The 15,758-nt window shown below is 71.2% G+C and carries 14 protein-coding genes; 9 read left to right on the top strand and 5 right to left on the bottom strand.

Translation table 11 applies throughout. The features are described 5' to 3' along the window. Nucleotides 1–6: 6 nt before the first annotated feature. The 3 genes from gnd to dnaA form a co-directional block, all read right to left on the bottom strand. Entirely contained in the window at nt 7–879 is an 873-nt protein-coding gene (gnd, locus tag D7044_RS22035; protein WP_120683114.1) for a phosphogluconate dehydrogenase (NAD(+)-dependent, decarboxylating), read from the bottom strand. A 38-nt stretch (nt 880–917) separates the two neighbouring features. Continuing rightward, nucleotides 918–2,051 carry a DNA polymerase III subunit beta gene (gene dnaN / locus D7044_RS22040; protein ID WP_120683112.1) on the bottom strand — a complete coding sequence of 378 codons (1,134 nt, stop codon included), beginning with the start codon at nt 2,049–2,051 and terminating at the stop codon, nt 918–920. A 780-nt stretch (nt 2,052–2,831) separates the two neighbouring features. Continuing rightward, on the bottom strand, nt 2,832–4,646 hold the full coding sequence (gene dnaA, locus D7044_RS22045) for a chromosomal replication initiator protein DnaA (RefSeq protein WP_120690151.1): 1,815 nt from the start codon (nt 4,644–4,646) through the stop codon (nt 2,832–2,834). 628 nt (nt 4,647–5,274) lie between these two features. Between dnaA and rpmH the strand changes: the two genes are divergently transcribed. From rpmH to D7044_RS22090, 9 genes are all read left to right on the top strand, one after another. After that, on the top strand, nt 5,275–5,412 hold the full coding sequence (gene rpmH, locus D7044_RS22050) for a 50S ribosomal protein L34 (RefSeq protein ID WP_007073824.1): 138 nt from the start codon (nt 5,275–5,277) through the stop codon (nt 5,410–5,412). 37 nt (nt 5,413–5,449) lie between these two features. Beyond that, nucleotides 5,450–5,863, top strand: coding sequence for a ribonuclease P protein component (rnpA, locus tag D7044_RS22055; protein WP_120683110.1), 414 nt, complete (start codon nt 5,450–5,452; stop codon nt 5,861–5,863). Between the two features lie 44 nt (nt 5,864–5,907). Continuing rightward, nucleotides 5,908–6,147 carry a membrane protein insertion efficiency factor YidD gene (yidD, locus tag D7044_RS22060; RefSeq protein ID WP_222864393.1) on the top strand — a complete coding sequence of 80 codons (240 nt, stop codon included), beginning with the start codon at nt 5,908–5,910 and terminating at the stop codon, nt 6,145–6,147. Nucleotides 6,148–6,150: 3 nt separating this feature from the next. After that, nucleotides 6,151–7,125, top strand: coding sequence for a membrane protein insertase YidC (yidC, locus tag D7044_RS22065; RefSeq protein WP_120683105.1), 975 nt, complete (start codon nt 6,151–6,153; stop codon nt 7,123–7,125). 212 nt (nt 7,126–7,337) lie between these two features. Continuing rightward, nucleotides 7,338–7,946 carry a Jag family protein gene (locus D7044_RS22070; RefSeq protein ID WP_120690082.1) on the top strand — a complete coding sequence of 203 codons (609 nt, stop codon included), beginning with the start codon at nt 7,338–7,340 and terminating at the stop codon, nt 7,944–7,946. Between the two features lie 151 nt (nt 7,947–8,097). Beyond that, the gene (gene rsmG, locus D7044_RS22075; protein ID WP_233565089.1) at nt 8,098–8,808 is read left to right on the top strand and encodes a 16S rRNA (guanine(527)-N(7))-methyltransferase RsmG; all 711 of its coding nucleotides are present in this window, start codon (nt 8,098–8,100) and stop codon (nt 8,806–8,808) included. A 383-nt stretch (nt 8,809–9,191) separates the two neighbouring features. After that, nucleotides 9,192–10,424 carry a ParA family protein gene (locus tag D7044_RS22080; RefSeq protein WP_120683097.1) on the top strand — a complete coding sequence of 411 codons (1,233 nt, stop codon included), beginning with the start codon at nt 9,192–9,194 and terminating at the stop codon, nt 10,422–10,424. A 27-nt stretch (nt 10,425–10,451) separates the two neighbouring features. Further along, on the top strand, nt 10,452–11,465 hold the full coding sequence (locus tag D7044_RS22085; RefSeq protein WP_120683095.1) for a ParB/RepB/Spo0J family partition protein: 1,014 nt from the start codon (nt 10,452–10,454) through the stop codon (nt 11,463–11,465). Nucleotides 11,466–12,037: 572 nt separating this feature from the next. Continuing rightward, entirely contained in the window at nt 12,038–13,015 is a 978-nt protein-coding gene (locus D7044_RS22090) for a hypothetical protein (RefSeq protein WP_233563536.1), read from the top strand. Between the two features lie 273 nt (nt 13,016–13,288). Here the strand turns inward: D7044_RS22090 and D7044_RS22095 are convergent, their stop codons facing one another. Continuing rightward, a complete protein-coding gene (locus D7044_RS22095; protein ID WP_120690084.1) occupies nt 13,289–14,287 on the bottom strand; it encodes a D-alanine--D-alanine ligase family protein in 999 nt (332 codons plus the stop codon). Nucleotides 14,288–14,294: 7 nt separating this feature from the next. After that, nucleotides 14,295–15,605 carry an aminotransferase-like domain-containing protein gene (locus D7044_RS22100; RefSeq protein ID WP_120683091.1) on the bottom strand — a complete coding sequence of 437 codons (1,311 nt, stop codon included), beginning with the start codon at nt 15,603–15,605 and terminating at the stop codon, nt 14,295–14,297. Nucleotides 15,606–15,758: the final 153 nt, after the last annotated feature.

Below are 15,758 nucleotides of genomic sequence, written 5' to 3' on the forward strand. Positions count from 1 at the left end.
TTACCGTCAGCGCTTACGAACGGCGTGCCCGCCGAACTGCTGGCGCAGCGCGGCCACCGCCTTCATCGCGGGCGAGTCGTCCTGACGCGACGCGAACCGGGCGAAGAGCGAGGCGGTAATGACGTTCAACGGCACGGCCAACCGGACCGCCTCGTCCACCGTCCACCGGCCCTCGCCGGTGTCCTCGGTGTAGCCGCTCAGCTCGGCCAGCTCCGGGTCCTCGTCGAGGGCCCGGTCGAGCAGGTCGAGCAGCCAGGAGCGGACCACGGTGCCCTCACGCCACGACTTGAAGACGCCGGGCACGTTGGTGACCAGCTCTGAGGCGGCCAGCAGCTCGTAGCCCTCGGCGTAGGCGTGCATCAGGCCGTACTCGATGCCGTTGTGCACCATCTTCGCGTAGTGACCGGCACCGACCGGCCCGGCGTGCACGAAGCCGAACTCGCCTTCCGGCTTGAGCGACTCGAAGATCGGCATCAGCCGGGCGACATGCTCCTCGGAGCCGCCGACCATCAGCGCGTACCCGTTCTGCCGGCCCCAGACGCCACCGGAGACGCCGACGTCGATGTAGCCGATGCCCTGCTCGTTGAGGCGCTCGGCGCGGGGAGCGTCGTCGCTGAACCGCGAGTTGCCACCGTCGATGATGATGTCGCCCGCGTCGAGCACCTCGGCCAGCGCGTCGATCGTCTCGTCGGTCACGCCGGCCGGCACCATCACCCAGATCGCCCGCGGCGACTCGAGCTTCTCGGCCAGCGCCCCGAGAGTGGCGACGTCGCTCAGCTCCGCGTTGTGGTCGAAACCGACCACCTCGTGGCCGGCAGCGCGCAACCGCTCGCGCATGTTGCCGCCCATCCGGCCGAGTCCTACCAGGCCGAGCTGCATGTGTTCTTACCTCCGGTGCGTGGGTGTTGCGGGCTCGATCAGCGAGACACGCGGATCGGCATGATGAGGTAGCGATACCCGGGGACGACCTCGCCATCCTCGCCGGCGGGTGAAATCACCGCGGGCTTGAAGGCATCGACGAACGAGAGCACCGCGGTCTGCGCGCCCAGGTTGGTGAGGCCGTCGATCAGGTACTGCGGGTTGAAGCCGATGGTGAGCGGGTCGCCGGTGAAGGTGGCCTCCATCGCCTCGCTCGCCCGCGCCTCCTCCGAGCCGCCGGCCTCCACGACCAGCCCGTCGGCGCTGAAGCTGAGCAGCACCGGAGTGGTCCGCTCGGCGACCAGCGCCACGCGCTTGACGACCTCGATCAGGGTGCTCACCGACACCCGCGCGTCGGCGTTGTGGCTGCTCGGGAAGAGCGAGCGGACCGGCGGGTAGTTGGCGCCGTCGAGCAGGCGACTGGTCGTACGCCGGGTCCCGCCGGCGAAGCCGATCATGCCTTCGCCCGCGCCGCCGGCGGCCAGCGCCATGGTGACCTCGCCACCGAGCGGGCCCAGTGCCTTGGCGGTGTCGTGCAGGGTGCGCGCGGGCACCAGGGCGTTGATGCTCACCTCGGGGTCGTCCGGGTTCCACTGGATCTCGCGCAGCGCCAGCCGGTAGCGGTCGGTGGCGAGCATCGCCAGAGTGGATCCGGAGAGCTCGATCCGTACGCCGGTCATCATCGGCAGGGTCTCGTCACGCCCGGCGGCGATGGCCACCTGGGCGACCGCGGCGGCGAAGGTGGCCGCGTCGACCGTGCCGGCGCTCTCCGGCATCTCCGGCAGCGACGGGTAGTCCTCCACCGGCATGGTGGGCAGGGTGAACCGGGCGCTGCCGCAGACCAGTTCGAGGTGCGCCCCGACCGCGGCGATGTCCACCGGCTTCGCCGGCAGCGCCTTGGTGATCTCGGCGAGGAGCCGGCCGGAGACCAGCGCGGCCCCGTCGGCGTCCCCCTGGACCTCGACGGTCACCTGGCTGGAGACCTCGTAGTCGAACCCGGAGACCTGCAGGTTGCCGTCGGTGACCCGGAGCATCACGCCGGCCAGTACAGGAACGGACGGCCGGCTGGGCAGGCTCTTCGCGGTCCAGGCCACGGCCTCGGCGAGCGCGTCGCGCTCCACTCGGAACTTCATCAATGCCTCCGCGTCGACGTCGACGACCACTCTCTCATGCCGACCGCTGCCTGCCGACCCGCCCGACCGTGCGGGTGCTCATCGCACCTTAAGACGCGACGACATCGGCTGTGTGCCCGACCCCACGGAGGGAGCCCCTGCTCACCGCTGCCGAGGCAGCGTCCGGCCCGATCCACAGAAAGTCCAACGGTGATGATTGGTTTTTGTTCTTTCAGAAGAGATAACTCATCGTCTTCATCGCACCTGTGCAAACTGTGGAGAACCGACGTTTGCGCAGGTGAGACAGGTTATCCACCGGTGATTTAGCTGTGGAGAACCGGGGTGTAACCCGGGGGTTGTGTCCACAGGCCGCCTCCGCCCCCAGGTTGTCCACCGTCGTCCACCGGTTATCCACCGACAATCCACCGACTTTCTCCCCAGGCCTGTGGACTACGCAGACCGTCTCGACCGCCGTCATCCCCAGAACCTTCAACAGCTTGCCCACAGGTCGGCCGTCATCGGTGGATGACGACGCCGTTGTCCCCAGCCGTCCACACGCCGTCCCCAGGGTTTGTCCACAACCTGTGGGTAACGGAGCCCGGACCGACCGTAGTTATCCACCGACGGTGGAGAACGGGATGTGGACAACGAGCGGGGGCGGTGGACGGACACGGGCCGATCCTGGGGGCTCGACCGGCTCGAAGGTCAAGCCGACCGGGCTGTGGAAAGCGTCGAGCCCCGCCGTGGGCGGGGCTCGCGTGGATCGGTGCCGCTGCGGTAGCGGGTCGGGCCGCGTACGTCTCAGGTGTTCTGCTTGATCCGGTTGGTCAGCTCGGCGATCTGGTTGTAGAGCGAACGGCGCTCGGCCATCTGCTGACGGATCTTCCGGTCGGCGTGCATCACCGTGGTGTGGTCGCGTCCACCGAACGCCTGCCCGATCCGGGGCAGTGACAGCTCGGTCAGCTCCCGACACAGGTACATGGCCACCTGCCGGGCGTTGACGAGCACCCGGGACCTGGACTGACCGCGCAGGTCCTCCAGACTCACCCCGAAGTAGTCGGCCGTCGAGGCCATGATCTGGTCGGCGTTGATCTCCGGCCCGGCGCCGTCGGGCATGAAGTCCCGGAGCACCTCCTCCGCCAGCGACAGCTCGACCGTCGACCGGGTGAGGCTCGCGAAGGCGGTCACCCGGATCAGCGCACCCTCCAGTTCCCGGATCGAGTTCGACACCCGCGAGGCGATGAACTCCAGCACGTCCGGCGGGGCGTACATCCGCTCCTGCGCTGCCTTCTTCTGCAGGATCGCGATCCGGGTCTCCAGGTCCGGCGGCTGGATGTCGGCCAGCAGCCCCCACTCGAACCGGGTTCGCATCCGGTCCTCGAGGGTGGCGAGCTGGCGCGGTGACCGGTCGGAGGTGATCACGATCTGCTTGTTGGCGTTGTGCAGGGTGTTGAAGGTGTGGAAGAACTCCTCCTGCGTCCGTTCCCGGTTCTCCAGGAACTGGATGTCGTCGATCAGGAGGATGTCCACATCCCGGTAGCGCCGCTGGAACGCGCTGGTCTTGTCGTCCCGCAGCGAGTTGATGAAGTCGTTGGTGAACTCCTCGGTCGAGACGTACCGGACCGAGCGGGCGTTGCCGAGGGTCGTGGCGTAGTGCCCGATGGCGTGCAGCAGGTGGGTCTTGCCGAGCCCGGAGTGGCCGTAGATGAAGAGCGGGTTGTACGCCTTCGCCGGAGACTCCGCCACCGCGACCGCAGCGGCGTGCGCGAAGCGGTTCGACGAGCCGATGACGAACGTCTCGAACATGTACTTCGGGTTGAGCCGGTTGCCGCCCGTGTCGGCGCCGGGGAGTCGTCGCTCGTCCCGCCCGCCCGGTCGGTGATCCGTACCACCACGGCCGGGTCCGCTGTCGGTGCCGTTGTCGCGCGGCAGCGCCCGGATCACGTGCTGATCACGGGGCGACGGCCCGTCGTCGCGGTACCGGGGCTCGTAGGGGCTGGTGTCCGGCCCCGGCGGGTCGAGTCGGGCCGCCTGCTCGTCGAAACTGCGGCGCTCCGGTCCGCTCAGCGGGGTCGGAGCCGGCGGGGGCGGCGTCGGGTCGCCGAAGGCGGCGCTGAAGAGCGTCTCCTGCGCGTCCCGCCCGCCGAAGTCGGCGTGGTGGGGTTCGCCGAGCGCCGGATGCTCCAGGGCGTGCTCGGCGTGCGGCTGTTCGGGGATCTGCGCCGCCGGTCGGGCGGGGCCGCCGTGCGCAGCGGCGTCAGCGGGGTACGCCGCGTCGAGCAGGGTCGCCGGCCCGACCGGCCCCGGTTCCGGGGTGCTGCGGTAGACGGTTCCGGCCGGTCGCCCGGCGGGATCCTCGGGGACCCGGACGGTGACCGCCACCTGGATCGGCCGGCCGAGACGCCGGGTGAGCGCCTCGGTGATCGCCGGGCGCAGCCTCGACTCGATCACGTCCCGGGTGAAGGCGTCCGGTACGGAGAGCAGCGCGGTGTCCTCGACTATCGCGCGCAGTCGGGTCAGCCGGAGGTAGGCCCGCTGCTGGGCGGAGATGATCTCGTCGGCGAGCTCGTCGGTCGTCGCCGTCCATACCGCGGCAAGATCGGTCGAACCGGCCACCGTCGTGCCACCCCCTCGCCTCTGCTCCCCGGCCGTGGCTGTCTGCCAGCCGGCCGTCGCGGGCCCGCCGCGTTCGCGCGGATGGCGCTTCACCACCCGAACGGCCGACCAGTCGTCGTCCACAAGTTATCCACAGCCTGTGTACCGACCGATTGTGGCCGTTCGTCGGACGCGGGTGGGACCTGCCCCTGCCTGATCGAGCGCTGAAGCGGGTACACCGTGCCGAACGATTAACTACCTTGTCCGGTCTTGCCGGGCGGCGACGCCTCAACCCCCGACGCCGACCGCAATCGGGCACGGTAACAGCGTTGTCCCTGCGCCATCAACCGGCGACGCGGCCCGTACGTTCTCGGTATGAGTGAAAACCGCCGCTTCGGTCGTCGGCGCGTCCGCGAGGACCGGGGGTGTGCTGTTTGACGGTCATTGCCCCCCTGCGTAGGCTGGAGCGGCTGCTCTCACGCCCTCTGTTAGGGTGATGGGTGCTCGCTGCCCGACTGGATCCCCCGCGTCAAGGGGGTTCCCCGGTCGCCCGGCAGCGCCGATCGGAGGCCACCCCGCAGTGGCCTGGACCACCACACGACTCCCGGGTCCGCAAGAACCCGGGACGTAGGACAACGGAGAGCCTGACGTGAGCAAGCGCACCTACCAGCCGAACAACCGCCGGCGTGCCAAGACCCACGGCTTCCGGCTGCGCATGCGCACCCGGGCCGGGCGGGCCATCCTCTCGACCCGTCGCGCCAAGGGCCGCGCCCGCCTGTCGGCCTGAGGCCGACCGGGCAGGGCCGGGGGGACGTGGGGCAGTCGTGCTGGCCGCCGCGCAGCGACTGCGGCGCAGCAGCGAGTTCGCCGCAGCGGTCCGGGGTGGCCGACGCGCCGGCCGTGGCGCAGTCGTGGTGCACCTGACCCTGCCGATCTCCCCCGAGGCGGCGACGTCGACATCGCCGGAGCCGGCGCGGGAAGCCGGCGCGGAGCACCCCTCCGTGCCGACCCGCGCCGGCTTCGTCGTATCCAAGGCCGTCGGACCGGCGGTGGTCCGCAACCGGGTCCGTCGGCGCCTGCGGCACCTGGTTCGGGAGCGGTTGGGCGAGCTTCCCGCGGGCAGCACCCTGGTCGTCCGGGCACTCCCCGAGGCCGCCGACGCCTCCTACCCACGGCTCGGCGCCGATCTGGACGACGCGATCGCGGCCGCCCAGAAACCCCGGAGGCGGCACCGGTGAGTGTCGGTTCGGCCGCCTTCCGGCCCCGCAGCCTGGCCGCCCGTGTGCTGATCGGGCCCATCATCGCGTACCGTCGTTGGATAAGTCCGGCACTGCCGGCCCGCTGTCGGTTCTACCCGTCGTGCAGTGCGTACGCCCTCGAGGCGGTGTCCCGGCACGGCGCGGTCCGCGGAACCTGGCTGGCGGTCCGGCGGTTGTTGCGCTGTCACCCCTTCCATCCAGGTGGGCATGACCCGGTGCCGGAGCCGGGCGGTCGCCGCCGTGCCGAAGTGACTGGAGCCTGAGAATTGAGTCTCGACTGGGTCTACTACGCGATTTCGTGGATCCTGCTGACCTGGCACTCGGCCTGGGATGCCATCGGGGTGCCCGTCGACGCCGTTCTCGGCACGAACTTCGCCTGGATTCTGGCGATCATCTTCCTGGTGGTCACCGTCCGGGTGATCCTCTTCCCGGTCTTCGTCAAGCAGATCAAGTCGCAGCGCGCCATGCAGGCGCTGCAGCCGCAGGTCAAGGCGCTGCAGGAGAAGCACAAGGGTGACCGGGAGACGCTCCAGAAGGAGATGATGGAGCTCTATCGGAAGGAAAAGGCCAACCCGCTCATGGGCTGCCTTCCGATGTTCCTCCAGATCCCCGTCTTCCTGGGCCTCTTCCACGTGCTGCGCCGGCTCGACCCGGCCAAGCAGGCCAAGACGCTGTACGGCTGGTCGGTCGACCAGTTCGACAGCGCCTCCAACGCGAAGCTCTTCACCGCGCCGATCGCCGGCAAGTTCGGCTCGACCGTCGACGAGCTGGCGCGCCTCGGCGCGAACGGCACCACCGTCAAGATCATTGCTGGCGTCCTGGTCCTGGTGATGATGGGCACCACCTACCTCACCAGCCGCCAGATGATCCTGAAGACCGGCTGGGCCGAGGACCCGCAGCAGCGGATGATCCAGCGCCTGATGCTCTACGGCATCCCGCTCTCTCTGCTCGTCTCCGGTGCGATCTTCCCCATCGGTGTGATCATCTACTGGGTCACCAACAACCTCTTCACCCTCGGCCAGCAGCAGTGGGTGCTCCGCAAGTACCCGCCGCCGGTCACCGCCAAGACCACCACGTCGGCCCGGAACCCGGTGCAGCCGGCGAAGACCGGTGGCCTCTTCGGTCGCAAGCCCGCCGCGCAGCCGCCGACCAAGGCCACCGCGCCGAAGGTCGCCGCTCCGAAGCCGGGCGCGAAGCCGGCCAACCCCAAGAAGGGGCGCCCCGCCAAGCGGCAGGGCTGACCTGATGCGGGCCGCCGCGGGAGACCGCCGGCGGCCCGTTTCCGCACCGTGCAGCCGCCGTACGGCCGGCGCCGAGCGGAACGCACCGCGCGCGACGCGGGCACGGGCGAAACTGCCCGTACAGACGTGCCCGTGGCACCGGCGACCTCCCGCCGGGCCTCGGGAGACCAACGGACCCGACGGTCCGGCCGAGCGAGTACGGAGATGAGACCGTGACCGATACCAGCATCCCCCGCGCCGACGAGTCCCTGGACGACGAGGCGACCACCCCCGTCGCCGTGGACGAGGAGATCGACGAGGAGACCGACGTCGACGCCGAGGAGGCCAACGGCGCGGGCCGGGAGAAGAAGTCTCCGGCCGACAGCGAGCTGTTCCGGCAGAGCGAGATCGCGGCCGACTACGTGGAGGGTCTGCTCGACATCCTCGACTACGACGGCGACATCGACGAGTTGGTCTCCGCCGGTCGCCCGGTGGTCGAGGTCGTCGGCGGTCGGCTGCAGAGCCTCGTCGGCCAGCGCGGCGCCACCCTGGAGGCGTTGCAGGAGCTGACCCGGCTCGCCGTCTTCCGGCAGACCGGTACGCCGAGCCGGCTGCTGCTCGACGTTGGCGGCTACCGCGCCACCCGGCGCAAGGAGCTCGCGGCCGTGGCCCGCAACGCGGTGGAGAAGGTCAAGGAGTACGGCGAGGCGGTCCGGCTGGACCCGATGTCCGCCTTCGAGCGCAAGTGCGTGCACGACGTGGTCAACGCCATCGCCGGCGTGGAGAGCGAGTCGGAGGGCGTCGAGCCGAACCGCCGCATCGTCGTCCGGCCGGTGGACTGACCGGGTGACCCACGACGACGCCCCGACCGGCCCGGGTGGTACCTCACCCGGGCCGTCGGCTGTCCGGCCCGACGCACACTCCGCCGGCCCCGCCGACTCGCGATCGTCCGACGGCGGTGGCGCGGAGGCTCCCGACCCGACGGTCGCCGTCCTGCCGGTCGACCTGGCCGGCGCGGCCCGCACCCTCTTCGGCGACCGCCTCGACATCGCCGCCGCGTACGCCGAACTGCTCGCCACCGACGGGGTGGTGCGCGGTCTGATCGGTCCGCGCGAGGCACCCAGGATCTGGGACCGCCACCTGCTCAACTGCGCGGCGGTGGCCGAGCGGATCCCGGAGGGGGTCGAGGTGCTGGACGTCGGGTCGGGTGCCGGCCTGCCCGGAATCGTCCTGGCGATCGCGCGTCCCGACCTCGCCGTGACGCTGGTCGAGCCGCTGGCCCGGCGCACCTCGTTCCTGATCGAGGCGGTGGAGCGGCTCGGACTGGGTGGGACCGTCCGCGTGTTCCGTGGTCGGGCCGAGGAGGCGGCCACGGGTTCGCCCGGGCTTGCCCCACTGCGCGCCGACGTGGTCACCGCCCGCGCGGTTGCCCCGCTGGATCGGCTCGCCGCCTGGTGCCTGCCGCTCGCCGTGCCGAACGGACGGCTGGTCGCGCTCAAGGGGGCGTCGGCCGCCGAGGAGATCGCCGAGCACGCGGCCGCGGTGGCGAAGCTCGGCGGCGGGGAGCCTGCCGTGCACAGGTGTGGCGTCGGCGTCATCGACCCGCCGACCACGGTCGTCGAGGTGGTGCGGGAACGGCTGGTAGGTCGGGCCCGCGCGGCGGCCGGCAAACGGTCCCAGGGCGGACGCTCCCGCCGTCGCTGAGGGGCGCGCCCGGATGCCGCCGCGTGGGGCTGCCGGTCCTGATGCCTGCACGGCTGTGACGCCTGTCGCCCCCCTGCAGGTGGAGGCGCCTCGGGCGCGCCGCAGGGCGGCGAATGACCAGCGGATCCGTTGTGGCACAAGCCTTTCCCGGTTGGTGCCTTGGTCGTTGAACCGGTGCGGGTGGAGGGAAGGGATGAGAACCCGACGTGGACCGGCCGCGCCCGTGCGCCGTAGGCTGACCGCGCGTCGATAGTGTGGAGCGGATGGCGACGGACGTTGACGGTCCCGGCCGCTCCCGCTGGCTACGGACACCGCGGAAGCGTGCGAGGGCGTGGCCAGTTGACGGGTGCGGACCGACCATCCGGAGCGGGCGGGGATGACAGGTGCATGACGACGGCAGGTACGACGACCCACGAGCGAACAGGTCGGCCAACGACCATGTTTCACGTGAAACCAGCTACCCCGGCTGGTCCCCTGACGGGTCCGGGTCGGAGCAGGCGGCGAATCGCCCGGCCGACCCCGCAGCCCGGCCGGTGAACGCACCGTCGGAGTCGCGGTCCGCCGCGAACCGGCGCAACACCACGGCGTCGGCCCGATTCGAGCAGGCCGTCCCGCAGCAGCCCACCCCCGACGCGGTACGGGACGCGGCCGTCGCGCCCGACGCCCCCACCGTTCCGGCCGAGCCGTACGAGCCCGAGCCGGTTGACCCCTCGTACGTTTCACGTGAAACAGCCGAAGATGATGACCCACCGTTGGCAATGGAGGCGATGCGCGCCGTGCAGATCCTGAACCCCAGTGGCGAGGTGACGATGCCTCGACCGGAGCGGACCCGGGTCATGTGCGTCGCGAACCAGAAGGGCGGCGTGGGGAAGACGACCACCACCGTCAACCTGGCCGTGGCGCTCGCGCTGCACGGCAATCGGGTGCTGGTGGTGGACCTCGACCCCCAGGGCAACGCCTCGACCGGCCTGAACGTGCCGCACCACACCGGTGTGCCGGACGTCTACGACTGCCTCATCAACAGCCTGCCGCTGGAGGAGGTGGCCCAGCCGGTCGAGGGCATCCCGAACCTCTGGTGCGTACCGGCGACCATCGACCTCGCGGGTGCCGAGATCGAGCTCGTCTCAGTGGTGGCCCGGGAGTCCCGGCTCTCCCGCGCGATCGAGGCGTACCCGGGCCACTTCGACTACGTCTTCATCGACTGCCCGCCGTCGCTCGGCCTGCTCACCGTGAACGCTCTGGTGGCCGCGCAGGAGGTGCTGATCCCGATCCAGTGCGAGTACTACGCGCTCGAAGGGCTGAACCAGCTCATCAACAACATCAACCTGGTCCGCCAGCACCTCAACCCGCGGCTCGAGGTCTCCACGATCCTGCTCACCATGTACGACAGGCGTACCCGCCTCGCCGACGCGGTCGAGCAGGACGTCCGTAACCACTTCGGCGACAAGGTCCTCCGGTCGGTCATCCCGCGGAACGTACGCGTCTCCGAGGCGCCCAGCTACGGCCAGTCGGTGATGACCTACGATCCCGGGTCGCGGGGCGCGACGAGCTACTTCGAGGCGGCCCAGGAGATCGCCGAGCGCGGTGTCAAGGAACCGGTGGGCCGCAATGCGTAGTGCGGGGAAGTCGTCTGGAGGCGTGGCATGAAGAACCGTCCTCGGGGCGGCCTGGGTCGAGGCCTGGGGGCGCTCATTCCGACCGGCCCGGTGGCGGGCACCGGCACGGAGCTCGCCGAGCCGCCGAACGGTCTGCCGGCCGCGGAGCCGGCGGCCACCGGCGTGCCGATCTCGGAAGCCCCGGTCGTTCCGGCGCAGCCCGATTCGACGCTGAGCCCGGTGCCGGGAGCACGGTTCGCCGAGATCTCGGTCGACGCGATCGTGCCGAACCCGAAGCAGCCCCGACAGGTCTTCGACGAGGAGGCGCTCGAGGAGCTGAAGACCTCGATCCAGGAGGTCGGTTTCCTCCAGCCCATCGTCGTACGCCAGCTCGACGACGAGAAGTACGAGCTGGTTATGGGCGAGCGCCGGTGGCGTGCCGCCCAGGCGGTCGGCCGGGAGTCCATTCCGGCGATCGTGCGGGACACCCGGGACGACGCGATGCTCCGGGATGCCCTGCTGGAGAACATCCACCGGGCGAACCTCAACCCGCTGGAAGAGGCGGCGGCCTATCAGCAGCTGCTGGAGGAGTTCGGGGCCACCCACGAGGAGCTGGCCCGCCGGATCGGGCGTAGTCGACCGCAGATCTCCAACACCATCCGGCTGCTCAACCTCCCCGCTCAGGTGCAGCGCCGGGTGGCCGCCGGCATCCTCTCCGCCGGGCATGCCCGGGCCCTCCTGAGCCTCGACGACGCCGAGGCTCAGGAGCAGCTGGCCAAGCGGATCGTCGCCGAGGGTCTCTCGGTACGCGCGACCGAGGAGATCGTGGCTCTGGCCCTGAGCGACGGGCCGGCGAAGACTCCGGCGGCGAGAGCGCGTACGAAGCCGCACGCGCCTGCGCTCAACGATCTGGCCGACCGGCTCTCGGACCGTTTCGACACCCGGGTGAAGGTGGACATCGGCCGGAGCAAGGGCAAGATCACCATCGAGTTCGCCACGGTCGACGACCTGGAGCGGATCGTCGGGATCATCGGCGTCGAAGAGGAGACGCCCGAGTCCTGACTTGAACGCACCTGACGGCCGCATACCCTCGCCGGGTGTGCGGCCGTCAGGCTGTCAGGGCAGCCACGGACCCGCCCCTGCTGCCCTGCCGCGCGTATTCCGGCGAAGCCGGAACGGTCAGGCCGAGCTTCGGCAGCGCCGTTCGGTCCCGCGCCCCGCGAAGGTACGCGGCCCCGGGTCGGCCTGCCCACCTAGCGAACGGCAGCCCTGAACCCGCGATGATGCCGCCCTCACGAGTGACGTATGCGGCCGGAGGGGCGACGCCCGGGCACCCACCGCGACCCTCCTCGTTTCACGTGAAACGGAGGCGCCCGGGGCCTCCGGAGCGGGGTGCGGCCGGGGCGACGGCAGCGGGCGAACTTATCCACACCGGTTATCCACAGGCGACTGCCGTTTCACGTGAAACAGCGCGTGGAACCCCTTGCGTACCTGTGGATTACGCCCGAACACGGAGCCTCCGGGGGCCTGTGGATATCCCCGTCTCGGGCCCGCCGGGAAGGCTCTGGAGGGCCCGCCACAACGGTCGGTGCGGAGTAGGGACAGCGGTGCCGGACTCGACTAGGGTCACCCTCGTGCAAGACACCCCTCCCGCAGTTCCGGACTTCACCCAGTGGCCCTCGTTCCCCTTCGAGGGCGATCTTCGCGTCAAGCAACTCGACGATCCGGTCCCGGTCGAGCCGCCTCGCAAGGGCGAGGGCAGCCGGGAGTGCATCACGTGCAGCGCTCCCGACGAGGCGTACATCTGGGTCGGCGAGCGGTGGCGGGTACGCGCCATGGACCGGCCCACCGGTCTGCCGATGGTCCTCATCCTGGAGACCCGATCCCACCTCGACCTCGGCGACCTGCCGAACCTGCTCGCCGCCGAGCTGGGTGTGATGACGGTACGGCTGGAGCGCGCGATCCGGTCGCTGGACGATGTGGCCCGGGTGCACGTGAACCGGTGGGGCGACGGCTCAGCCCACCTGCACCTGTGGTTCCTCGCCCGCCCACGCGGCTATCTGCAGCTGCGCGGCACGTTCCTGTCCCTCTGGGACTCGATCCTGCCACCGATTCCCGAGGCCAAGTGGCGAGAGAACCTCGCGCTGGTCGCCGCCTGGCTCGCCGACTTCGGCGGCCGCCCGCTCGCGGAGCCGCCCCGGATCCAGTGGCAGGCGCCGTCCAGCATCGCCTCGTCGATTCCCGACACGGACGCCGAGGCCGCCGCGGAGACCTCGGTGATCGAGGCAGCCGAGGAGAGGCCGATCGACGACGAGCCGGCCGACGGGAACGCTGACGCCGACTTGGGTGCCGACCGCTCGGCCCTCGGCGCGGCCCAGGACGGCTGGGACGACGGCGACGCGAAGGCGCTTTCCCCGGGCGAGGTGCCCGTCAGCGGGGTCGAAACGGGGCGCCCGGTGGTTGAGGAGGCGACGGAGATCCCGACGCCTGTGGCGGGCTCTGCGGCCGCGGAGAACGCCTCGGACGGGGATGCCGGGCAGCAGCCGAAGGTGCCGTCACCGAGGCGCCCCGACGACGACGTAGCCGCGGCGAAGCCGACCACCGCCAGTTAGACCCTGCCGGAACTCGCCGGCGCCGGCCCGCCTCGGTCTGGTCGGTAGCGGTTCGACCGCGTCGATCGCGTCGGCCGGGTCGCACACGGGTCGCGCCGGTGTGACCCGTCGGCCTGGGCCGAGTGCGCGGGATCGGCGCGGATCCGGCCGCGAGCGTTCGGCCCGGGCCGCAACCGGGCCACCGTGCGGCCCCCGGTGTCGTACGGCGGGGGACGAGGCCTTAGCCGCACTGAGCCGAGGACCGCCCGCGACGGTGCGCCTGGGACGACTAGGTCAGGGCCGACGGGCGGCTGCGCGGGCCACGAGCGCGCTCAGCACCTGCCCGAAATCCAGCCCCGAGGCGGCGACGGCGAGCGGCAGCAGCGACGTCTCGGTCATCCCCGGCGACACGTTGACCTCCAGCACGTGCGGCTGCCCGTCGGCGTCGACGATGAGGTCGACCCGGGACAGGTCCCGCAGGCCCAGGGCGCGGTGCGCGGCGAGGGCCACCTCCGCCACGTTCGCCGCGACCCCGGAGTCGAGACGGGCGGGCGCGTGCCAGGTGGTCCGGCCGGCGGTGTACCGGGCGGCGTAGTCGTACACGCCGTTGCGGGGCACGATCTCCACCGCCGGCAGGGCCTGCGGGCCGCCGCCGAGATCGATGACGGAGACCGCCACGTCCATCCCCGGCACGTACCGCTCGACGAGCGCCGTCGAGCCGTACGCGAAGCAACCCACCATGGCGGCCGGTAGGGCCGCGCTCTCCCGGACCACGGCAGCACCCAGGCCGGAACCACCCTGCGCCGGCTTCACCATCAGCGGGAGTCCGAGCCGGTCGGCGATCCGGTCGAGCACCGCCACGGCGCCCAACTCGGAGAAGCGGTCGTGCGGCAGAGCGACCCAGTCGGGGGTCGGGATGCCCGCCTCGCGGAGCACCGTCTTCGCCGAGGGCTTGTCCCAGGCCAGCCGGGACGCGCGGGCGTCACAGCCGACGTACGGGACGTCGCAGAGGTCGAGGACACCGCGCAGCGACCCGTCCTCCCCGGTCGCGCCGTGCAGGGCGATGACGACGGCGTCCGGCGGGTCGGCGGCCAACGCCGGCAGCAGCGCGATGTCGGCGTCCCGGAGCTCGACGTCCATGCCGACAGCCCGGAGCGCGTCGAGCACCCGGCGGCCGGAGCGCAGCGAGACGTCCCGCTCGTACGAGAGTCCGCCGGCGAGGACCAGGACGTGCAGGTCGTCGATTCCGGCGGGTTCGGTCAGCTCGGGGCGTTCGGCAGCGGTCTTACCCATGCCGGAATCATGCCAAGGCCGGACCCGGCGCGTCCGAACCGGCCCGGCGGCGGGGACCCTCGCCACGTACCGCGCCGAAGACCTGCCGCGTCGCGATCTCCTGCTCCATCACCCCGGCGAGCCGACGAACGCCCTCCCGGATCCGCTCCGGCGGCGGGAAGCTGAAGTTCAATCGCATGTGGCCGCCGCCGGAGCCGTCGGCGTAGAAGCCGGTGCCCGGCACGTACGCGACGCGGGCGGCGACGGCACGCGGCATCATCGCCTTCGAGTCGAGGCCGTCGGGGAGCGTGGCCCAGACGAAGAGACCGCCGCCGGGCCTGGTCCAGCTGGTGCCGGCCGGCATCAGGTCGGCGAGCGCGTCGAGCAGCGCGTCCCGACGCTCCCGGTAGACCTCCCGGTAGACCTTCAGCTGCTCCCGCCACGGCATGGTGTTCAGGTACGTCGCCACGGCCGCCTGCGCGAAGCCGCTGGGGCAGAGGATCTGCGCCTCGCTCGCGATCACCAGCTTGTCGCGGACTGCGTGCGGCGCCAGGATCCAGCCCACCCGCAGGCCGGGAGCGAAGGTCTTGGAGAAGGTGCTGAGGTAGAAGACGCCCTCCCGCCGCCGGGCCCGCAGCGGGGCCGGCGCCTCGCCCTCGAAACCCAGCTGGCCGTACGGGTCGTCCTCGATCACGAGCAGACCGGCCCGCTCGCAGATGTCGAGGACCCGTTCCCGGCGCTCCTCGGTCAGCGTGACGCCGGCCGGGTTCTGGTAGGTGGGGATGGTGTAGAGGAACTTGACCCGCCGCCCGGCGCGGGCCTGTTCGGCGATGGCGGTCTCCAGCGCCTCCGGAATGAGCCCGTCGGAGTCCATCGGCACGTGGACCACCTGGGCCTGGGCGGCCTGGAACACCCCGAGCGCACCGACGTAGGTCGGGCCCTCGGCGAGCACCACGTCGCCCGGGTCGAGGAAGAGTCGGGCCACCAGGTCGAGCGCCTGCTGCCCGCCGACCGTGACGACCACGTCGTCCGGCGACGCGCCGCAGGCGGCGTCGATTCCGGAGAGGGCCATCACCTCGCAGATTCCCTCGCGCAGCTCCAGCGTGCCCTGACCGATGCCGTACTGGAGGGTCGTCGCGCCGTGTTCGGAGCCGAGGCGGCCGAGCATCTCGCCCACCGCGTCCAGCGGCAGCGCGGCGATGTAGGGGGCGCCTCCGGCCAGCGACACGACCTCGGGACGACTCGCCACCGCGAAGAGGGCCCGGATCTCGGAGGCCGTCATGCCGCGCACGCGCCGGGCGTACCGGTCGGTGTAGTCGTCGAGCGTCGTGCCGGCCATGACATCACCTCGATCGCTAAGGCGGACTTCCGTCCCAGGCGTACCCCGGACACCGGCGACCATGGCGGCAGGGGACGCCGATTTTCGATCCTAGACCGCCGGGGCGGAGCTGGGCACCGGACATCAGGTGCGTCCACTCCCCGGACAGGTCAC

Source organism: Micromonospora musae, from assembly GCF_003626635.1.
Taxonomy (GTDB): Bacteria; Actinomycetota; Actinomycetes; order Mycobacteriales; family Micromonosporaceae; genus Micromonospora; species Micromonospora musae.